The organism is Halopelagius fulvigenes (genome assembly GCF_055398025.1).
In genome coordinates this window covers 65883-86410 of sequence record NZ_AP043845.1, presented here as the reverse complement: position 1 = coordinate 86410, position 20528 = coordinate 65883, and the positions used below count along the sequence as shown (strand labels likewise).

Below are 20528 nucleotides of genomic sequence, written 5' to 3'. Positions count from 1 at the left end.
GCGGCCGTTCCTGAGAGCCGAATGAATCGGCCCCCGTTTCGTGCGCTCTCTCCGCCTCCTCTCCGTGCAGACGTTTCACGACCCGCATCCCCTTACAGACCTAATCCTGTAACGGTAGTCAGGAAATCCGTCAGAATAATCGTTGAGGAAGTGAGTAGCACAAACGATATTTGTGTATAGGTTTATCCATTTATTTCTTATATACCCCTTAATTCCCCTATTTTCGATTTTCTTCATCATCTGTTCTAAATTTAAGTTATATTTTTCGTGTATAAATAGAGATGGTTTGTTTGTAAACAGTATCTGATCGGGCATGGGGATCACACGGAGGCGTGGAATTCCGTATAAAAACTCGTTCCGCTCTCCGGAATGGCTTCCGGAGGGGGGGTCTACATAGCGATAAGTAGTTCGGCCGCGACGGTTGCCACATGAAGCCGCGCCGTACCGAGGACACGCTCCAGACGACCGACATCTCGCTTCGACTCGTCGAACTCATCACGGAGCTCGACGGCGCCACGCTCGCGGAGTTAGCGGACGAGGCGGAACTCGCGAAGAGCACCGTCCACAACCACCTCAAGACCCTCGCGAAGTACGGGTACGTCAGCCGAGAGGGGGACACCTACCACGTCGGGCTGAAGCTCTATCACCTCGGGAACTACGCCCGCAAGCGCAACGAAGTGTACGGGGTGGCGAAGGCCATCGTCCCGGAACTCGCCGACGAGACGCAGTTGGAGGTGGACTTCACCGTCGAGGAGAACGGCCGCGTCGTCTCGCTGTACGACGAATCGACGTACTCCGATACGCCCTCTTACCTCGTAGATGGCCGACTGTTCCACGTCCACAGTACGGCATCCGGGAAGGCGATTCTCGCCGAGTACCCTGAGCACCGCGTCCGCGACATCCTCGACCGGTGGGGCCTCTCCGCGCAGACGGACCACACCATCACCTCGACGGAGGAGTTCCTCGACGAACTCGAACGAGTGCGCGAACGCGGCTACGCGACCAACTTCGAGGAGGCGATAGAAGGGATGTGGGCGGTCAGCATGCCCGTGAAGACGCCTCTCGGCGAAGTGTGCGGCTCCATCAACGTCTGCGGGCCGACGTACGTGTACGACGAATCGCGAGAACGCACCGTCGTGGACGCCATGACCGAGAAGGTAGACGAGTTCGAGCGACATCTCACCGCGGACTCGGAGTGAGGAATCGACTGCCGACGGAACCGACGAACACGGCGCGGTACGGCCGAAAGCGCACGACGGTGCGAACGCGGCCGACGAGCGACCGACGGTCGGAAGGACGGTCCAGAGAGAACCCGGAAGGCGGTTACTGTCAGCCGTCGGTCGCTCGCTCGGCGACTTCGAACAGGTCCTCGTACTCCGGCGGGAGTTGCGCTTTGACCTCCTCCAGTTCACCCTCCGGAGCCGTCTCGCTCACCACGCCGAGGACGGCCTGCGCCTGGTACGCCGCCTCCGACCGGTCCTCGCCCCCTCGTTCGACGACCCGGTCTACGAACTCGTCGTAGTCGAATCGCTGCCCGGACTCGGCTTCCAGGAGGAATCGGTCTATCTCCATCGGTAACGGTGCGGCGAGGTCGCTCGCCTCGCCCTCTTCGAGGCGTTCGCCGAGCGTCGTCAGGACCGCACGCGTCGCTCGGGCCGCCTCGCCCGTAGAGCTCAGTTCGAGTTCGTTCTGCACCTGACCGAGGAAGCTGTCGTAGTCCATGGTGTGTGCCTCCCGGCTGAACTAGCGCCCGAGAGTCAATAAACGCTGAGGAGAAAGCCCGATATTCGGGGTAGACGGGTCGTCCGCGGTGATCTTCACCCGTGCGAACGACCGGAGGATACACGGCCGCCCGGACCCAACGTTCGGTCATGCGAGTCGCAGTTGCGGGGACGTTCGGACCCCTTCACGACGGCCATCGAACGCTCCTCCGTGCAGCGCTCGAACTCGGAGACGAGGGCGTCGTGGTCGCACTCACGAGCGACGAACTCGCGGGGGCGGAGCGGACGCGCCCCGTGCCGCCGTACGACCGACGGGCCGACGTCGTGCGGGCGGAGATAGCCGACGTAGACGAGTGGGGGCGCGACGTGAGCGTGGAACGACTCGCGGACGAACACGGGATAGCCACCGAGGACCCCTCGCTGGACGCCCTCATCGTCTCCCCCGAGACGGTGCCCGAAGTCGAAGCCATCAACGACGTTCGGCGGGAACGCGGGATGGACCCGATTCTGGCTATCGTCGTCCCGTACGTCTACGCGGACGACGGCGAGCGCATCTCCTCGACGCGCATCGTCCGCGGCGAGATAGACGAACACGGGAACGTCCTCGACTGAGAACGCCGGTCGGCGAACCTATTTCCCGGAGAACGTGGATAACGGAGATATGAGCGACGACCGGAGGCGACGCCTCGGACTCGCGGCCGGGATACTCGGTATCGTCGTGTCGCTCCTGATAATCGTCCTCGTACTCGGGGGAGTGGTCTGATTCGATACACCGTCGTTCGATCGAAGGTCGCCACGAGCCGTTCGCCGAGCCTGGCCTCGACCGGGTCGTTTCACTGTTACTACGCTCGTGGCGTTCAGTTCGCCCGGAGCCGACGGATCCAAGGCCTCACAAGGAGGTCGCCGCCCGTGAGAACGAGACCGAAGAGGGGCGGGGGGAGGTAGACCACGGGAGAGACCTCGCTGCCCGTGGCGGAGAGGGCGAAGTAGCCTGCCGGTACCAGCCGCCGGCTCACGACTCGTTCTTGGTCACTGCGTCGCGAACGAGGGACTTGAAGGCCTCCTCGTCGATCTCGTCTCCCTCGTGGATATCGATGGCGCGCCTCGTGTCGCTATCGAGGCTGGCGTTGAAGAGTCCAGCCGGATCCTCGAGCGAGGGACCTTGCGGGAAGGTGAGTTTCACTTTCTCCTTGTAGGTCTCGCCGGTGCAGATGGTCCCGCCGTGGGACCACACGGGGATCCCCAGCGGGTTCGACGGTTTCCGCCATTTGATCTCCTCGACCACGTCGGGGTCCGCCTCCTTGATGAGGCGGCGGATCCGGGAGAGCGTCTTGCCCCGCCAATCGGACAGCTCCTCGATTTTCGCGTCGATCACCTCGGAGGGTGACTTGGGTTCGTCTTCGCTAGCCATGCTCAGGCCTCCGCCCCCAGCGCGTCTTCCAGGCGCTTCCAGGCGGCCTTCGCGCCCTGGGCGGCGCCGGACGAGAGCATGTCCTCACGCTGCTCCTCCGAGGCACAGCGGAACGTCAGCGTGATATCGGTCCCGGCCTCGACGGCCTCGAGATCGACGATGGCGAGGATCTCCTCGTCGGTACCCTCACCCACGTTGTACGTGTAGCTGAGTCGCGTCACTGGATCGACCTCCCGGTACTCACCGTGCATCACCATCTCTTCGCCATCGTCGAGGATGTGAACGAAGCGCCACTCACCACCGGGCCGGACGTTCATTTCGTCGACGTGCATGGACTGGCCTGGGTGCGCCCACCATTGGGCGATGAACTCTGGCTCGGTGTACGCCTCGAAAATCCGTTCCGGGGTACTCCGGATAGTACGTTCGACGACGAATTCGCGTTCGGAGACTTCTCGTACGTTGGGTGTTTCCTCGGTCATCGGGGTTCCTCCTGATCGTGGCTATCCTCGACGAAGGCGGCCAACCGCTCGACGCGATCGACCTCCTCGTGCGCGTAGCGGCGCATCCACTCGGCCAGCTCCTCGAAGGGTTCCGGCCGTAGCGAGTACATGCGACGCCGTCCATCGGCCCGGACGTTCACGAACCCCGCATCCTTGAGGATCCGGAGATGACGAGACACGCCGGGCTGTTCGATGTCAACGTGTTCGGCGAGTTCGGTGACGGAGCTTTCGCCGTCGTGCATAACCTCGACGAGGCGACGCCGCGTCGGGTCGGCCAGCGCCACGAAAACATCGGTTTCAGCCACGAATAATATATTGCATGTGATGTATATATGCGTGTCGTAACGGGTCGATGTCTGTAATGGATTGATCGACAATCTCTTTCAGCGCCGGCCATCTGCCGACGAACTCCTTCAAGCGAGTTGATATTTTAGATCCCGCTATCGCCTACACTCTGTTGTTCGTTTACACCGGTCGGTTAACCGCACCGGTGGTAGCGTACGGGATTTACAACGACTGATACCGTTCTGACATCTTATTTCTCCGTCGTCTGATTTGCACGCAGTCAGAGTGCCGAATCGGGCGGTCCACGTTCAGATACCGTGAGGGTGCGGCAGAGATTGACAACCGTTCCGTCGACGAGAGACCGCGCAGTAACTCCTTGTGCGCGGTCGGACAGACTGTTCTTCGTGATAGATAATAACGACCGAGAGAGCGAGCGAGACGAGGGACAGAGACACTCCCGTCGAACGGTCCTGCGGAACGTCGGTCTCCTCGGCGCACTCGCGGGAACGGGCGCTCTCGCCTCGACGCCGGCGCGGGCGGCGAAGGACGACAGCGGCTTTCGGTCCGCGGACGGCGGGTCGCCGAACCCCGGTCCGTCCCTCCTGTACGACGAACCGGTGACGGCGCCGCAGTTCGAGAACGAACCCCCGTGGAAGGCCGATCCGCTCCGCGTCGCCGGCACCGAGGCGTACGTCAGAGGGGAGTACCTCTATCAGGACTACGTCTACGACGACTACGGCGCCAACACGACGAACACGTCCGAACCGCCGCAACCAGCGCCGAACAGCGAGGACGCCTACGGGGAGAACGGGACGATGACGGGCGACGTCGTCTACCCGACCGACGAGGCGACCTACCGACACAACGCGGCCGACTTGGTGGAGTTCCGCGCGACGCGCCACGAGGGGAAACTCCGGTATCGGTTCACCCTCAACACGATGGTCGAACCGGACGCCGCGGCCGTCGCTGTCGGTATCGACACCGGGGAGTCCGGCGGAACCGACGACTGGGGGTACGGGATCGGAACCCTCGGCGAACTCGGCCTGGATCACACGCTCGTGACGTGGGGGTCGGGCGCGGAACTCGACGGCGAGTCCGTCGAGTCGTCGGTGGACCTCGAACGGAACCAGATAGACGTGACCGTCCCCCTCTCTCCGCCGAAGGACGCCACGTGGCGGCACTACCTCGTCGTGGGTCTCTGGGACGGGGAGAACGAGCGGTTCACCCCCGTCCGAGAACTGCCGGACTCGACGCACCCGGGCGGTGCCCACGGCCAGAACCCCCCACCGGTGTTCAACGTCGGCTTCCGGTTCGACGAACCGGTCGGCGCGCCGAACGTGAATCGGGAGACCGGCGAGGTAGCGGAGACGACCGAGACGGGTTCGCGCGGCATCGGCTACGGCCACTGGCGCGACCACGCGCAGGCGAAAGCCCTCGCGGAGCGAGACATCTCGGAGTTGCACGCGGACGTCGACTTCGGAAAGCTAGACAGTCGCGTCACCGACCGCCGAATCCCCGACTCCGGCTTCCTCACGTGCCTGTACTCGTCGCGGTACGACCTCGGGTCGGGGGTGGACGCCGAGGACGACGTGTTGCTCGGCCGCATCCAACCGTACGGGCTGTACGTACCGGAGAGTTACGACGGCGACCCGACGGCGTTGCACCTCCACCTCCACTCCCTCGGGTCGACGTACAGCGAGTACGCGGTCCTCAGTCCGAACCTCCTCCGCCAACTCGGCGAACGGCGCGATTCGTTGGTCCTGACGCCGGAGGGGCGCGGTCCGGCCGGGTGGTACCACGACGAGGCCGAACTCGACGTGTTCGAGGCGTGGAACGACGCGGCCCGCCGGTTCGCGGTCGACGAAGACCGCGTGACCGTCGGCGGATACTCGATGGGCGCGTTCGGGACGTTCCGCCTCGGCGGCCTCTACCCGGACCTGTTCGCCCGCGCGTTCGCCGTCGCCGGGGGCGCTTTCGAATCGGAGACGTACGAGGCGAGCACCCCGAAGTACCTCGACGGATTCCGCAACCTCCCGGTGCGGATGTGGAACGGTTCGAACGACAAACTCGTCCCGGCTCCGGTCTACACGAGTACCGAACAGCGACTGCGCGAGTTGGAGTACCGGCACGAACTGGACGTCTTCCCTGGGTACGACCACTTCACGTTCGCGTTCCGCGACCAGTGGGGCCCGGCCCGCGACTTCCTCGGGACGTCGACGGTCCCGGAGTCTCCGGTTCGAGTCGTCTACCGCCCGATCCCCGCGCAGGACGCCGAGCAGTTCGGCCTGGTTCACGACGGCGCGTACTGGGTCTCAGGCGTCCGGGTGGCGGACGGCGCGGCCGACGGACGCGTCGACGTTCGCTCGCACGCGTTCGGCGAGACGCCGCCGGTCGCGGTGAACTACGAACGCGAGGGGACGGAACCGGCGCCCCACACGAAGCACGGGACGGAGTGGACGGAGCCGACGTCGGACCCGCCGAAGCGAAACGCGCTCTCGGCCGACCTCGACCGGGTGAGCGAAGCCACCATCTGGGTCAAAGAGGCGGGACTCGACCCGGCCGAACCGATAACGCTGACCGTCGATTCGACCGACGCCGCGACAGTCACGCTCGCGACGGAGCAGAAAGAGGAGACGGTCGAAGTCCCCTCCGGGCACACCGAGACGACGGTGACGTTGTAGCGCCCAGGCGGGAGCTACGACCGCCCGTCGGTGCAGCAAGTCACCAAGTCGGCTGTGAGAACCGACGGGGACGCCGCTTATGTCGCCGCCGCGCCTACGTCACTCGATAGACAGATGTTCCGAGACAGAGCGGATGCCGGGCGGCGACTGGCCGAGGAACTCGCGGAACGCGGGGTCGAAGCGGACGTCGTTCTCGCGGTTCCGCGGGGCGGACTGCCGATAGGGCGGCCCATCGCCGACGAACTCGGCGTCCCACTCGACATCATCGTCGCGAAGAAGATCGGCGCGCCGAACAACCCCGAGTACGCCGTCGGGGCCGTCTCCAGTCAGGGTCACTTCTGGGTGAACGACACTGCCGTCGAGTCGGGCGGCGTGGACAGGGAGTACGTCGAATCAGAGCGCGACGCCGTCGAACGCGCCTCGCGAGAGAAAGCAGACCGGTACCGCGGCGACCGGCCGAGTCCTGAGTTGGAGGGGAAGACGGTGGTGATAGCCGACGACGGCATCGCGACCGGCGGTACCGCGACGGCCTGCGTCAGAACCGTCCGCGAGGCGGGCGCGCGGCGCGTCGTCCTCGCCGTCCCCGTCGGGTCGCCGCGGACCATCGGCGAACTCGAATCGGAGGCCGACGAGGTGGTCTGTCTGGCGACGCCCTCGAACTTCCGCGCCGTCGGGCAGTTCTACGACCGGTTCGGGCAGGTGTCCGACGAGGAGGCGATGACGTACCTCGAACGCGACGCCTGACCCGTCCGTCACTTCACCGCGCGGAAGACGGTCGGTCCCTCCCCGTCGATGGCCTCGACGCGTTCGAAACCGGCGGCCGAGAACGCGCGTTCGAGCGATTCCGGGTCGTGGAACCGCCCCCGGAACACCGTCCCCATGCGCGCCTCCGTCCCCCGTTTCTCGTCGGCGATGACGAACAGGTGCGTGGTCGTGTAGTGGCCCTCTCCGGAGGTGAGTGCGCTGACGGAGCGCCGTTCCACGGTGTATCGGTCGGATTCGACGGTTCGAACGTTCCAGCTTCCGTTCTCGACGTCGTCCGAGAGCGGTTCGAAGAAGGTGACGAACGTGCCCCCGTCCCGAAGACTCTCATGAGCGTTCTCGGCGAATGATTCAAGGTCCCGGTCGTCGGTGAGGTGGAGGAGTCCACCCATCAGAACTGCGACGTCGAAGACGCGGCCCTCGTCGGCGGCGGACCACTCCGTGAAGTCCGCCCGTCGAAGCGTCGCCTTCTCGACCTTCTCCTCTGCCAGTTCGAGCATCGACCCGTTCGAATCGACGCCGAACACCTCGTCGTAGTCGTCTTCGATGCGCGCGAGGAGGGGACCGGTTCCGCACCCGAATTCGAGAACTCGAGTGACCTCCTCGGGACTGAATCGCTCCAGTAGGCCGACCTGCGCCTCTCGGTCGAGAACCTGCGAGTGGTAGAATTCGTACAGTTCCGGGTACTCGTAGAACGTTCGCCGGCGGTGCGGGTTCTCGTTCACGTCGTCGATGACCGCGGACAGATTCATCCGTACGGTCGAACGACCCCGAGCGACGGCGTAAGCGTTCTGCGGGTGTGCGAATCGTTCTGTCGTTCCGACACTGCTCCGTCGGGGGACGGCGACTCACTCCGCCCGCGTTCGCGTCTCGGCCGTCTCGACGTAGTTCTCGTTGAACAGTTGGACGAGTCGCTTGAACAGGCCGATGACTATCGGGCCGTAGAACAGGCCCATCACGCCGAAGGCGTACACGCCGCCGAAGACGCCCACGAGGATGACCGCGGAGTGGAGCGACGACTCCCTGTCGACGACGTACGCCCGGAGGTAATCATCGACGAGGGCGACGGCGGTGAGTCCGTAGGCGACCAAGAACGCCGTCGCGAAGAGGCGGCCGTCGAGGAACAGATAGAGGGCGGCGGGGCCGAGAACCGCGGCGACGCCGACGATAGGGAGGAGAGCGAGGAACATCATCACCGCGGTCCAAAAGAGGACGTTCGAGATGCCGACGACGAACAGGCCCACGCCCGCCACGATGCCCTGCACGACGGCGACGAGGACGTGCCCCTTCAGCACGGCCCACGTGGTGACGTACGCCTCGTCGGCGAGTTCCTCCGTTATCTCCACCTTCAGCGGGAGCATCCGCTTTATCCACGTCACGAGTCGGTCGCCGTCCTTGAGCAGGTAGTACAGCGAGAAGACGAGGAGGAGGACGCCGATGAACACGTCCGTCGTCGCGCTGACGATGTTCGAGATGTCGCCGACGAGGAGTTGCGCGACGCGGCGCGGCGCGTTCGCCAGGAACGATTGAAGCGGTAACTCGACGCCGAGAGCGCTCTCCAACTGCCGCTGAAACCGCCCGCGCGCGAGTTCGTTCTCTATCGTCTGCGTGACTCTCGACGGATCGGTCGGTACCGCCATCACCATCACGGCCACCGAGAGGGCCGTCGCACCTATCGTCCCGGCGACGAGAGCGAAGGCGGATAGCTGCTCGCCGAGGCGGGGTTCGAGTCGCCGTTGAAGCGGGGAGAGGAGAAACGCCAAGAGGACCACCGCGAGGAGATACGAGAGGAACGGCTTGATTATCGCGGCGACGAGCAGTGAGAAGAAGGCGAGCAGAACGGCGAAGAAGACGCTCCGCGCGTCGATGTCGGAGCGAATCACGACAACAGCCTCCGTGTTCGTTTCCGTCCGAATCCCGAACGCGCGGCGGGACGCGGACTGTCGGACCGTTCGTCCGGAACGAGCGTTCTCGGGCGGACGAGAGTCGACGGCGTCGGCGGCGGACCTCTTCGCCCCCGTCGTCGGACGCAGACGCGACGTTCAGCGGTCAGGTGCACGAGTGGTCAATCGACCCCCTCTGCAAAATCTCTTGAGCCTTCGCGGGGGGGCACTCGTCGGGAGAGAAGGCGAACGGAGGCCCTCGCGATTCCGACTCCGCCCGCACGGCTCTATTAAATCTCAAGACAGCGTCGAGTTGACGGTCATCGCTCGATGGCCCGATCGACGTTGTGAACGGAGGCGACGAGGACGAGTTCGCGGAATTGGCAAAAATGCGTTCGAACAAGCGTTGCCACCTGCTCGACGAAGCGGAGGAGTCCTTTCTCATTACACCGTTTTCCCACTTCGCTAGTCTCGTCTCGTCGGATTACTGAAACGCCCGCTAAAGGTTCAATAGAGCGAACGTCTAAGGAAGTACGAGATGCAGTTTCCGCGCCTCGATCATGTGGGTGTTGTCGTCGACGACCTTGACGCTGCGGCTACTTTCTTCCTCGATCTGGGATTCGAGCTCGAAGGCGGCGGGCTGGTCGAGGGCGAGTGGGTGGACGAGGTCGTCGGACTCGACGGCATCCGGGCGGAGATCGTGATGGTGCGGACGCCGGACGGCGGCGGCAAGCTAGAACTCATCAAGTTCCATGCGCCGGCTGACAACGAGAGTGCGCACCCCTTACCGGCGAACCGGCTGGGCTTCCGCCACATCGCTCTCGCGGTCGGTGACCTCGACGCGACCGTCGACGGACTGCGAGACAGAGACTTCGACACGGTCGGCGAGATCCGTGAGTACGAGGACACCTATCGGCTCTGCTATATCCGCGGTCCTGAAGGGTTGATCGTCGAGCTCACCGAACAGATCACCTCCGAGGGAACGAGCTAGGCGGCCGTACGGCTCTCCGACGTCCATATCTGGCCACGGCCGGCGGCGATATCGCGGATGTGGATCCCGCTCAGCGCCATCGGCGGCTCCTGCCTCGGCTACATCCGGCTGTACGCCGCCGATCACGCGCACGACGCTAAGCCTGGACGCCGATCACGACAATCAGCGAGCCCTCGTCGAGTCGGTCAACGCAGCGATCAAGCGCCCGATCCGCGAAACCATCACCGTCCACGCCGGTTCGTCAGTTCCACGAACTCGCCCTCGTCGCCTCCGTCTATAGCAACAACCGGACGATTCAACGTTGAATCCTGTCGCTGTCTCGGGATTCAAGAGAGCCCTCCCCCACACCACTACTGCACGTGAAGCGCGTTCGTCCGCCTGCGGAACGTCGGACACCACTGATTCAAGTGAAGCGCGCGGCGACACACACACACCACCGCTGCAAGTGATCGGCCCCGAAGCGGTGGGGTGGGGGTTCTCGGTCGCCCTCTATGAGGAAATTCACCACGGATTCACCCGACGAATCGGCACACAGACACACCACTTCTGCAAGTGAAAGCCCGAGAGGGTGCCCAACGGGATTCGAGACCGAAGCCGAGAACCGTCACCTCGCCACCGAACAGACACCACCGTTGCAAGTGAAATAGCGCGATCCGGGGCCTCGTTCGGGGGATCAACCCACGTACCCGCCCAATTACAGTCAGCGCTTTAGATGAAACGGTGGTGTGTTCTTCTTCTAGAGTACCTTCTCACACTAGCTTCACTTGCAACAGTGGAGTGTGTGGGTGTTCACTTGCATCAGATGAATCAGTTGTAACCGTGGTTTTAAGTGGGTACACCGTAAGATGCGAAGCACGATGCGCCGCTTCGAGCGGAAACAGAACATCTTCCACAACAAGGACGCCTTGGGGGAGTCCTACCGACCGGAGCGGATTCAGGAACGGGACGAGGAGATAGACGAGTACATGGACGCGCTCCAACCCGTGGTCGACGGGTGGGAACCGAACAACGTCTTCCTCTACGGGAACACCGGCGTCGGGAAGACGGCGGTGACCGAGTATCTGCTCAAGGTACTGCGAGAGGACGTCGAACAGTACGACGACGTGAACCTCCACGTCCTCTCTCTGAACTGCAAGACGCTCAACTCCTCCTATCAGGTGGCCATCGAGTTGGTCAACGAGCTCCGTCCGCCGGGCGGCGAGATCAGTTCGACCGGATACCCCCAACAGACCGTCTTCAAGAAGCTCTACAAGGAACTCGACGAGTTGGGCGGCACGATACTCGTCGTCCTCGACGAGATAGACTCCATCGGAGAGCGAGACGAACTGCTGTACGAACTCCCCCGCGCCCGGTCGAACGGGAAACTGGAGCACGCGAAAGTCGGAATCGTCGGCATCTCGAACGACTTCAAGTTCAGAGATAGGCTCGACCCGCGGGCGCAGGACACGCTCTGCGAACGCGAGCTTCACTTCCCGCCGTACGACGCGCCGGAACTGCAGAACATCCTCAAGTCCCGCGCCGGCGTGGCACTCTCCGAGGGTGCCTACGAGGAGGGCGCGTTGAACCTGTGTGCGGCGCTGGCGGCGAGAGACAGCGGAAGCGCGAGACAGGCGCTCGACTTGCTTCGGTTGGCCGGCGAGTACGCGGAGAACCGCGACGACGAGTGTATCACCCGCGACCACGTCGAAACCGCCCGGGAGAAACTGGAGCAAGAACGCGTCGTCGAGGGAATGCGCGAACTCACCGTGAACGGCCACTACGCGCTGTTGGCCGTCGTCTCGAAGGCCGCCCAGCGAGAGACGCCCTGCCGGATGCGCGACGTGTACGACGAGTACGTGAACCTCTGTGAGAAAGCCGACATCGAACCCCTCGCACAGCGGTCGATTCACAACCACCTCTCGGACCTGCGGATGCTCGGCATCCTCTCCGCCGAGGAGAACCGAACCGGCTCTCGGGGGAACTACTACAGTTACGCGCTCGACGTTCCGTTCTCCAGCGCGATGACCGCGCTCACCGACGTCCTCTCGCTCGAATCGGTGCTCGAAGACATCCGAACGACCGCTCGACGGTACGACGTCGTCTGACCCTCATCTCCGCTATATCGCCGCTTCAACGCTTCTCCGTCGGGTCCCCACTCCACTATTTCAAGTGAACCGGTTCCCGGTCGAATCACTTGTAGGAGTGGTGTGTCTCCGAGAGATAGAGTCGGATGACGATACAGTGCGGTTCGTTAATGCCTTAATCAGTATATGGTATATCGATACACCGATCCATTGCCGAGTAACGGCCCAGCTACTAGCGACTACTATTTTTCTAGTACAGTACTAGAACTACACATATCATCTGAACTTCGATTGAAACTTTAGAGTGGTTTGATACGTTCGCCGTTCGCCGTCTCCCTATGGCATCCGGTGAGGATTCGAATACTACTCCGGCCCCGACTCACGGTAGTCACTCTCGACTGCGTCCTTCTCTGATGCGTCGTCCGTAGATGACGCAGGTACTCTCTGCCGACCACTTGTCAATACACAACCATTATAAGGTCGTAAACTACGGTTCGAACCGTGGTTTACGAGACTGGAAATCGGACGGTCGATGGCGCGGTAGAACGGATACTCGAGGGCGAGGCTCTCGACCGGACGGACGCGCTCGCACTCGTCGCGCAACCGGTCGAAGATTTAGCGCCGGCGGCGGACTACGTTCGCGCTCACTACGGTGACGACACGGTCGACGCCTGCAGCATCGTCAACGCGAAGGCGGGCGACTGCACGGAAGACTGCGGGTTCTGCGCGCAGTCGGTCCACTTCGACACCGGAATCGACTCCTACGGCTTCCTCGATCCCGACGAAATTCTCGCGGCCGCGAAACGCGCCGAACACGACGGCGCTCAGCGCTTCGGCATCGTCGTCGCGGAGGAGGGCGTGAGCAAGGACCGCCGCCCCGAGGAGTGGGCGGACGTGCTCCGGGCGATTCGTCTCGTCCGCGACGAGACGGACGTCGAGGTGGACGCGAGTCTCGGCCTGCTGACCGCGGAGGAAGCCGAGATTCTCGCTGAGGAGGAGGTCAACCATTACAACCACAACATCGAGACGTCCCCCGACTACTTCCCAGAGGTCGTCTCCACCCACTCCTTCGAGGACCGCGTGAAGACGCTCGAACGCGCCAAGAGCGCGGGAATGAACCTCTGCGCCGGCGTCATCCTCGGGATGGGCGAAGCGCCGACCGACCGTATCGACGCCGCCCTCGCGCTCCGCGATATCGGCGTCGCTTCCCTCCCGGTGAACGTCCTCAACCCCGTCGAGGGGACGCCACTCGGCGATGCGGACGAGGCGGACATCACTACAGAGGAGATTGTTCGGACCGTCGCCGTCTACCGACTCCTTCATCCAGAGGCGCGCATCCGCCTCACCGGCGGTCGGGAGGTGAACCTCGGCGCGGACGAACAGCACCGCCCGTTCGAGGCCGGCGCGGACGGCATCCTCACGGGGGACTATCTCACCACCGAGGGACAGTCGCCGGCCGACGACATCAGAGTCATCGAGGAGGCCGGACTCCGTCCGAATACCGACGTCAACGAGTTCGACCTAGAGGCTGTCAAGCGGCGCTGAAGGAGTGACGCCTCGGCCGTCGAGACGGCGGCGGAGACGACAGCGGAGACGGTGGCGGGGACGGCGAACGGCAGCACAACCCACGACGAAACGAGGAACTAATTACGAACGACGCCCGGATGCGGTACTCCGGCGCCGGCGGTATCGAACGTCCCCGACGGGCGTCCGAGCCGGTCACTCGACGTCTTCCAACTTCTCCCGAACGCTCTCGGCGTCGAGTTCGTCTATCTCGTCGAGGCCGAGCGAGACGACGAGGGGGTAGAAGTGGCGGTTCTTCTCGAAGCTCTCGTCGAACTCGTACTCGTAGTCGGCTTTGAGCATCGCGTATGCCCTGTCGAGGTTCCGACGCACGTCGTGCGGGAGGTACATGTACGTCGGCTTCTGCTCGTCCTTGACGGACGTCGGCGGCGACTCCCGATCCGCCGCCGCGTCCTCGGGTTCGGCTCCGTTCTCTCCGCCCGACGCGGCCGTCTCTGCATCCGACGAACCGGCCGCCGTTCCCGTCTCGTCTCCCTCGTCCGTTTCGTCGGAGTGGTCGGTTCGACCGGTCTCGTTTCTCCCTTCGCTCTCGGCCGTCTCTGCGGTCCCGCCGCTCTCGTCTACGCTGTCCGTCTTTTCCGTCTCTTCCGTCTCGCTCGTCTTTTCCGTCTCGTCTTTCCCGCTCGTCTCGTTCGTCTTTGACGGTTTTGCTGTCTCTGCTGAAGCCGCCGTCTCCGTCGTCTCAGCCTCCGTCCGAGACTCGGTTTCGGACTCCTCGGCGTCGGACGCCTCCTCGGCGTGAGTTTCCCCTTCGTCGTCTTCGTCCGCCGACGAACCGTGCGCGCGATCGCGGGCGCGTTGGCGACGGCGTCGGAGTCGGTCGGCGCGGTCGCCGTCGCTCATGCGTTCGCCTCCGCGAGACCGAACTGTTCGTCGAGGTCGGCCGCCACGTCGAGGAACGTCTCGCACATGTCGCAGTCGGGGTTGAACTCGAGGAGCGACACGCCGGCGTCGAGGGCCTTCTGCACGTCGGCGCGTTCGCGAATCTCCCAGATCGGAACGTCCTCGAACGCGGCGTTTATCCAATCGACCATCTCGCGGGCCTGCTTCTTCCGCACGTCGATGCGGTTGACGACGACGCCTCGGTCCCGGATGTCTATCTCGTAGTCGTACTCCAAGGCGTCGATGTGGTCGAAGAGCAGCTCAAAGGCGCGCTTCGATGTCGATTCCGCGAGCGCCGGGATGAGCACGTTCTGCGTCGCGAACAGCGCGTTGTCCATCAGGTTCCCGAGGTTCGGCGGGCAGTCGACGATGACGTAGTCGTAGTCGTCTTCGACCTCCCGGAGGACGAGGTCGAGTTGCTCGCCGCTTCGGCGCGCGAGGGTGAGTTCGGGTTCCGCGGCCGTCATGTCGATGTTCGACGGGACGACGTCCATCTCGGGGTGTCCTCGGACGATGTTCTCTATCTCCCCTCGCTTCTCGGCGTCCGTGAGACAGTCGAACAGCGTCGGCGGTTCGTCGTCGTAGGCCTCCATCAGCCCGAGGTTCTCCGTCGCGTTCCCTTGGGGGTCCAAATCGACGAAGAGCACGTCGTGCCCACGGGCGTTGAGTGCGCCCGCGACGTTGATGGCGATAGTGGTCTTCCCGACGCCCCCCTTCTGGTTCGACACGCAGAGTTTTACTGGTCCGGCCATACGGACTGTCTTTGCCGTCTAAACTTATAGTTTGAGTATGGATGGCAAAACCATCTTTGCCCTCTTTGTTTCCATTGTCGACTACGCCAACCAGCGTAACGCCCCGCAGTCACGCGATTACAATGACGAGCGAGAGCTTCTCTCTAACGTCAAAACTATCAAAGACTGCTTTGATGGTTCACTCGTCTTTTCACTCTTTTCAATTTTTGCTATCAAATCTTCTCTCTGAATTTCGTCAGGCGAAGTACGCGTTCGTCGGCGCTGGCGACGGCGTTTGGACGTTTCGTTCGATTTTGCTCTCTTTCACGTCCGGGGCTTCTTTGCTAGCGTTCCCGATTTGCACCGTTTTGATAGAAAAATAGTCCGAGCCGTCAAAACTAGAAAAACTATCTTTGATATCTCTGCTCCTGTGGCCGTCAAAATCCGCGCCGAGGAGGTTGCGTCCGAGTACGACACCGAGATAACTACCGAGGTACAGGCCGGGCATCCGGTACGGGCGATTCTCCGCCGGGTCGACGACTTCGACGCGGTGGTCCTCGGGACGCACGGGGGGACGGTGGCCGAACGACTGTTCGTCGGAAACGTCGCAGAGAAGGTCTTCCGTCGCTCTCCGGTCCCGGTCACCGTCGTTCGGTGAGTCTCCCGCGGTTTCGTACCGGCTCTCGCCGCGACGACGAGAGCGCGGAACTCGACGACCCTACGGCGACTGTCGAACGGCGGAAACCTCCCGAGGGAACTCGTCCGTAACGTTTCATACGCGCCGGTCCTACGAACCGGCATGAAGCCGGACCGCGAGGCGTCTCTCTTCGAACGGGCCGCTCGGAACCCGGCGGTCCAGACGCTCGTCGCGATGGTCGTCGTCTCCCTGCTGACGTGGTGGAGCTTTCTGGTCGGTTCGGCCCGACTGTTCGTCCTCGCGCCGCCCGTCTTCGACCCGCCGTGGGGGCTCGTCACGAGCGTGTACGCCCACGCCAACCCCGCGCACCTCGTCTCGAACGCGATGCTCATCGCCGTCGCCGGCGGCATCGTCTCGCTCTCGACGACCCGGCTGAAGTTCCACGCGTTCTTCCTCTCGACGGGCGCACTCGCCGCCGTCGCCCAAGTGTGGTCGGGGATGGCTCTCGGGAACCCGACGGCGGTTCTCGGGTCGTCCGGGGCGGCGTTCGCGTTGGTCGGCTACGTCCTCGCCTCGAACCCCGTCTCGGCGTCGCTCCTCGACCGGTTCCGCCTCCCCGCGCGGGCCGTCGTGATTCTCGTCGCCCTCGTCGCGTTCGCCCTCACGCTCACCTACAGCGCACCCGGGAGCGCACTCGTTGCCCACTTCACGGGCACCGTGGCGGGACTGACCGCCGGGCGCTTCCGCGTTCTCCGAGACGACGGGCGGTGACTGCGTCACTCCGGTGACTCGTTCTTCCCGTCCTCTCGTGCCCTCTCCGCAGTCTGTTCCCGCACGTCCGACTCCACCCGGCTACCCCGCGGTTTATTACCCGAACGGATACGTCACGGAGCGAACACGGTCCCGTTTCTCCCACTGTCCTAGGACGGATAAACAAAATATGGGATTTATTTTGTCGAATCGATATTCGAACCGGCTAGTTTATGCCGTTCCGTCCTGTATGTGCTAGTGCCGAAGCCGGGCACCACTCCGGCGACGTACGCACCTACAACCATGTCTACACAAACACTCATCGTCGGCGGTGGTCACGTCGGCCGCTTGCTCGCTGGACAGATGGACGAACGTCGCGGGACCGTCCGCTTCGTCGACGACAGCGAGACTGCGGTCCGACGCGCACGCGAGAACGGAGTACCGGCACGGGAGGCGACGCTCACCAGCCTGCGGTCGTTGGACGAGGTGGGGGTCGGCGACGCCGAGACGGCTATCGCCGTCTCGTTGGAGGACAGCGTCAACATGCTGGTCGTCCAGTTGCTGCGCTGTCAGTTCGGCGTCCCGCGAGTCATTGTCCTCGTCAACGACCCGCGGAATCGAGACGCCTTCGACGAACTGGGCGTGGAATCGATCTGCGCGTCCACGGCCATCACTGGGGCCGTGCTTCGAACGACGCTCGACCCCGACACCGAAACGTCGGACGGTTCGCCCGTCGAACCGATGTTCGACACCAATGACGGATCTGAGCCGGACCGGAGCGTCGCGCGGTCGTTCGACCTCGGGAGTCGCCTCCGTTCGGAAACGCTCGGCACCGACCGGTTCGCCAAGTCGGCCCGGAACCGAATCGCCCGCCTCGGCGGGAGGAGGTCGAACTGATGCAGAAGGCGTTAGAGCGTGACCTCGGCCTCTACTCCGTCCTCGCCATCAGTATCGGCGCGATGGTCGGGAGCGGTATCTTCATCCTCCCGGCACTCGCCGTCAAAATCGCCGGCCCGGCGGTCATCCTCGCGTACGTGATCGCCGGCCTCCTCGTGTTGCCCGCGGCGTTGTCGAAGTCCGAGATGGCGACGGCGATGCCCGAAGCGGGCGGGACGTACCTGTACATCGAACGCGGGATGGGCCCGCTTCTCGGAACGGTCGCCGGTCTCGGGACGTGGTTCTCCCTCTCTTTCAAGGGCGCACTCGCCCTCGTGGGCGGCGTCCCGTACCTCCTGTTGCTGTTCGACGTGCCGTCGGACATCGTCACGCCCGTCGCCCTCGCGTTGGCGGCGGTTCTCGTCCTCGTCAACCTCTTCGGCGCGAAGCAGACGGGCCGCCTCCAAGTCGGCATCGTCGCGGTGATGCTCGCCGCACTCGTGTGGTTCGCCGTCGGCGGGACGCCCAGCGTCCAGCAGACCAACTACCGACCGTTCCTCACCGGCGGCGTCGGCGGCCTGTTGGCGGCGACCGGTCTGGTGTTCGTCTCCTACGCGGGCGTGACGAAGATAGCGAGCGTCGCCGAGGAAGTCGAGGACCCCGACCGGAACATCCCTCTCGGCATCGTCGGTTCGCTGGCGTTCACGACGCTTCTGTACACGCTCATCGTGGCGGTGATGGTCGGCGTCACCGACCCCGGAAGCATCGCCGAGAGCGCCACGCCGATGGCCGTCGCGGCCGAGGCGACCCTCGGCACCGCGGGCGTCGTCGCCATCGTCGTCGCCGCCGTCTTGGCCCTCGTCAGCACCGCGAACGCGGGCATCCTCTCGTCGTCGCGGTACCCCTTCGCAATGAGTCGGGACAACCTCGTCCCGTCCTCGCTGTCGGTCGTCAGCGACCGGTTTGGCACGCCGAGCACCTCCATCACGCTCACCGGCGTCGTCCTGTTACTCCTCATCGCGTTCGTCCCCATCCTCGACATCGCCAAACTGGCGAGCGCCTTCCAGATCCTCGTGTTCGTCCTCATCAACTTCGCCATCGTGGCCTTCCGCGAGGGCAACGTCGAGTACGAACCGTCGTTCGAGTCGCCGCTCTACCCGTGGACGCAGGCGTTCGGCATCGTCGGCGGCGTGGTCCTCCTCACGCAGATGGGGACCGTCCCGTTCGTCGGTGCCGCCGTGATGACCGCCGCAGGCATCGGCTGGTACTTCGCGTACGCGCGCCCGAGAGTGGACCGCGAGGGCGCGGCGAGAGACGCCGTCCGCCGGCAGATAGGGCAGAGCGCAGTCGAACGGACGCGGGACGCCATCGAGGAGTGGACCAGCGGCTACCGCGTTCTCGTCGCCCTCTCGAACGACGTCACCAAGGACGAAGAACGGGCGTTCGTCCGCGTGGCGGCCGACCTCGCGCGTCCGAACCACGGTCGGGTGACGGTCGTCCGCTTCGAGGAAGTCCCCGACCAGGTTCCGTTGACGCACGCCTCCGAGACGGAGTCGCCCGCGGACCTCCAGTTCGAGCGACAGACTGACGAACTCGACGAGGAGTTCGACGTGCCCGTCGACAGCGGTACCATCGTCAGCCACGACACGAGACACGCCGTCGTCAACTACGCCGACCACGAGGAGGTGGACATGCTCCTGATGGAGCACGACCCCGGCGCGTCGGGCCTCCGCGGCCGCCTGTTCGGCGACGACGCCGACTGGGTCGTGCGACACGCCCCCTGCGACGTGACGCTCCTCGACGACCGCGGACTCGGCGAGATAGAGACGGTCGGCGTCCTCACGGACGAGGGCCCCTACGACCCCACCAAGGTCGCCGTCGCGGACGCCCTCGCCACCGAGGCTGGTGCCACCGTCGCACTCAACCACGCGGTGGACGTGGAGTCCCGCCCGACGCGGGCGCGGACGATACGCGAGTATCACGAGGAAATCGGGCAACTGTGCTCGGCCCCAGTCCGGACGGGACTGCCGTTCACCGACGGCGGTCGCTCCGACGGACCGCCGTACGACGACGACGTGTTGGTCGTCGGCGTCGAGGCGGGGTCCGACCGGGCGCAGTCGCGCATCGTCGACGAGTGGGGCTGTTCGGTGCTGATGGTCCACGGGCAGGACGCGCGGCGGCGCGGCCGCCTCGCCCGTCTCGCCGACCGCTGGCTCTTCTGAGCCGTCCCGCTCGGCTCACCCCCCCGACGGAGCAAAACACATATCGGCCTCTCGCTCGCTCATCGTAGCATGGCGTCGCCATCGCTTGACGACCTCGACCGCTACATCATCTACGCGCTCCAACAGGACGCGCGACACACGTCGGGGGGAGACATCGCCGAAGAACGCGGCGTCTCCGCCAGCACCGTCCGCAACCGAATCAGCAAGCTAGAGTCCAACGGCATCATCCGCGGGAGCCACCTCGACGTCGATTACGAGGCGATGGGTTACCAGTTGTACACTATCATCTTCTGCACCGCGCCCATCCCCGACCGGGAGAAACTGGCGAAGCAGGCGCTCGACGTGGACGGCGTCGTCTCCGTCCGAGAGATAATGACCGGCGACGAGAACGTTCACATCACCGCCGTGGGACGCGACGGCGACGACCTGAGCCGAATCGGGCGGGAACTCAGCGCGCTCGGATTCGAGATAGCCGAAGAGGAGATCATCCGCAACGAGTACACCTGCGCGTACAGTCCCTTCGGACGCGACGTCGAGAACTCGGAGTGA

Annotated in this window: 21 protein-coding genes and 1 pseudogene; 13 read left to right on the top strand and 9 right to left on the bottom strand. The window is 64.1% G+C overall.

Going from position 1 to position 20528, the window contains the following annotated elements; genetic code table 11:
• Positions 1-75 precede the first annotated feature (75 nt).
• The gene (locus tag ACZ522_RS03495; protein ID WP_379691937.1) at positions 76-315 is read right to left on the bottom strand and encodes a hypothetical protein; all 240 of its coding nucleotides are present in this window, start codon (positions 313-315) and stop codon (positions 76-78) included.
• Positions 316-428: 113 nt separating this feature from the next.
• Here ACZ522_RS03495 and ACZ522_RS03490 point away from each other — a divergent pair, with 113 nt between their 5' ends.
• The gene (locus ACZ522_RS03490) at positions 429-1199 is read left to right on the top strand and encodes an IclR family transcriptional regulator (protein ID WP_379691938.1); all 771 of its coding nucleotides are present in this window, start codon (positions 429-431) and stop codon (positions 1197-1199) included.
• Between the two features lie 130 nt (positions 1200-1329).
• Here ACZ522_RS03490 and ACZ522_RS03485 read toward each other — a convergent pair whose 3' ends face one another.
• On the bottom strand, positions 1330-1722 hold the full coding sequence (locus ACZ522_RS03485) for a DUF2267 domain-containing protein (protein ID WP_379691939.1): 393 nt from the start codon (positions 1720-1722) through the stop codon (positions 1330-1332).
• Between the two features lie 149 nt (positions 1723-1871).
• Here ACZ522_RS03485 and ACZ522_RS03480 point away from each other — a divergent pair, with 149 nt between their 5' ends.
• Complete coding sequence (locus tag ACZ522_RS03480; protein WP_379691940.1) at positions 1872-2333, top strand: phosphopantetheine adenylyltransferase; 462 nt, start codon at positions 1872-1874, stop codon at positions 2331-2333.
• Between the two features lie 400 nt (positions 2334-2733).
• Here the strand turns inward: ACZ522_RS03480 and ACZ522_RS03475 are convergent, their stop codons facing one another.
• From ACZ522_RS03475 to ACZ522_RS03465, 3 genes are read right to left on the bottom strand one after another with little or no spacing between them, the layout of a single operon-like run.
• A complete protein-coding gene (locus ACZ522_RS03475) occupies positions 2734-3132 on the bottom strand; it encodes a DUF1801 domain-containing protein (RefSeq protein ID WP_379691941.1) in 399 nt (132 codons plus the stop codon).
• 2 nt (positions 3133-3134) lie between these two features.
• A complete protein-coding gene (locus tag ACZ522_RS03470; protein WP_379691942.1) occupies positions 3135-3611 on the bottom strand; it encodes an SRPBCC family protein in 477 nt (158 codons plus the stop codon).
• Positions 3608-3937: an ArsR/SmtB family transcription factor gene (locus ACZ522_RS03465; protein ID WP_379691944.1), complete on the bottom strand. Its 330-nt coding sequence runs from the start codon at positions 3935-3937 to the stop codon at positions 3608-3610. The genes ACZ522_RS03470 and ACZ522_RS03465 overlap by 4 nt, the downstream gene beginning before the upstream one ends.
• 384 nt (positions 3938-4321) lie before the next feature.
• Here ACZ522_RS03465 and ACZ522_RS03460 point away from each other — a divergent pair, with 384 nt between their 5' ends.
• Both ACZ522_RS03460 and ACZ522_RS03455 read left to right on the top strand, forming a co-directional pair.
• On the top strand, positions 4322-6598 hold the full coding sequence (locus ACZ522_RS03460; RefSeq protein WP_379691945.1) for a dienelactone hydrolase family protein: 2277 nt from the start codon (positions 4322-4324) through the stop codon (positions 6596-6598).
• Positions 6599-6712: 114 nt separating this feature from the next.
• Complete coding sequence (locus tag ACZ522_RS03455; protein WP_379691946.1) at positions 6713-7342, top strand: phosphoribosyltransferase; 630 nt, start codon at positions 6713-6715, stop codon at positions 7340-7342.
• An 8-nt stretch (positions 7343-7350) separates the two neighbouring features.
• Here ACZ522_RS03455 and ACZ522_RS03450 read toward each other — a convergent pair whose 3' ends face one another.
• Both ACZ522_RS03450 and ACZ522_RS03445 read right to left on the bottom strand, forming a co-directional pair.
• On the bottom strand, positions 7351-8112 hold the full coding sequence (locus ACZ522_RS03450) for a class I SAM-dependent DNA methyltransferase (protein ID WP_379691947.1): 762 nt from the start codon (positions 8110-8112) through the stop codon (positions 7351-7353).
• Positions 8113-8208: 96 nt separating this feature from the next.
• Entirely contained in the window at positions 8209-9243 is a 1035-nt protein-coding gene (locus tag ACZ522_RS03445) for an AI-2E family transporter (protein WP_379691948.1), read from the bottom strand.
• A 538-nt stretch (positions 9244-9781) separates the two neighbouring features.
• On the opposite strand from ACZ522_RS03445, the gene ACZ522_RS03440 reads away from it, so the two are divergent.
• From ACZ522_RS03440 to bioB, 3 genes are all read left to right on the top strand, one after another.
• Complete coding sequence (locus ACZ522_RS03440; protein ID WP_379691950.1) at positions 9782-10234, top strand: VOC family protein; 453 nt, start codon at positions 9782-9784, stop codon at positions 10232-10234.
• A gap of 857 nt (positions 10235-11091) precedes the next feature.
• On the top strand, positions 11092-12318 hold the full coding sequence (locus ACZ522_RS03435; RefSeq protein ID WP_379691952.1) for an orc1/cdc6 family replication initiation protein: 1227 nt from the start codon (positions 11092-11094) through the stop codon (positions 12316-12318).
• Between the two features lie 480 nt (positions 12319-12798).
• Positions 12799-13842, top strand: coding sequence for a biotin synthase BioB (gene bioB / locus ACZ522_RS03430; RefSeq protein WP_379691953.1), 1044 nt, complete (start codon positions 12799-12801; stop codon positions 13840-13842).
• A 174-nt stretch (positions 13843-14016) separates the two neighbouring features.
• Here bioB and ACZ522_RS03425 read toward each other — a convergent pair whose 3' ends face one another.
• Both ACZ522_RS03425 and ACZ522_RS03420 read right to left on the bottom strand, forming a co-directional pair.
• Positions 14017-14724, bottom strand: a complete 708-nt coding sequence (locus ACZ522_RS03425; protein ID WP_379691955.1) for a hypothetical protein — start codon at positions 14722-14724, stop codon at positions 14017-14019.
• Complete coding sequence (locus tag ACZ522_RS03420) at positions 14721-15515, bottom strand: ParA family protein (protein WP_379691957.1); 795 nt, start codon at positions 15513-15515, stop codon at positions 14721-14723. Before ACZ522_RS03420 ends, ACZ522_RS03425 begins: the two co-directional genes overlap by 4 nt.
• A 37-nt stretch (positions 15516-15552) precedes the next feature.
• Here ACZ522_RS03420 and ACZ522_RS03415 point away from each other — a divergent pair, with 37 nt between their 5' ends.
• The 6 genes and pseudogenes from ACZ522_RS03415 (at position 15553) to ACZ522_RS03390 (ending at position 20528) form a co-directional block, all read left to right on the top strand.
• Positions 15553-15744, top strand: coding sequence for a hypothetical protein (locus ACZ522_RS03415; protein WP_379691959.1), 192 nt, complete (start codon positions 15553-15555; stop codon positions 15742-15744).
• Positions 15745-15942: 198 nt separating this feature from the next.
• Positions 15943-16152 (top strand): annotated as a pseudogene (locus tag ACZ522_RS03410) (universal stress protein); the annotation flags it as partial.
• Between the two features lie 141 nt (positions 16153-16293).
• Positions 16294-16902, top strand: coding sequence for a rhomboid family intramembrane serine protease (locus ACZ522_RS03405; protein WP_379691960.1), 609 nt, complete (start codon positions 16294-16296; stop codon positions 16900-16902).
• 282 nt (positions 16903-17184) lie between these two features.
• Positions 17185-17778: a potassium channel family protein gene (locus ACZ522_RS03400; protein ID WP_379691962.1), complete on the top strand. Its 594-nt coding sequence runs from the start codon at positions 17185-17187 to the stop codon at positions 17776-17778.
• Positions 17778-19979 (top strand): amino acid permease, encoded by a 2202-nt coding sequence (locus ACZ522_RS03395; protein ID WP_379691964.1) that lies wholly within the window; start codon positions 17778-17780, stop codon positions 19977-19979. The genes ACZ522_RS03400 and ACZ522_RS03395 overlap by 1 nt, the downstream gene beginning before the upstream one ends.
• A 69-nt stretch (positions 19980-20048) precedes the next feature.
• Positions 20049-20528: an Lrp/AsnC family transcriptional regulator gene (locus tag ACZ522_RS03390; protein ID WP_379691966.1), complete on the top strand. Its 480-nt coding sequence runs from the start codon at positions 20049-20051 to the stop codon at positions 20526-20528.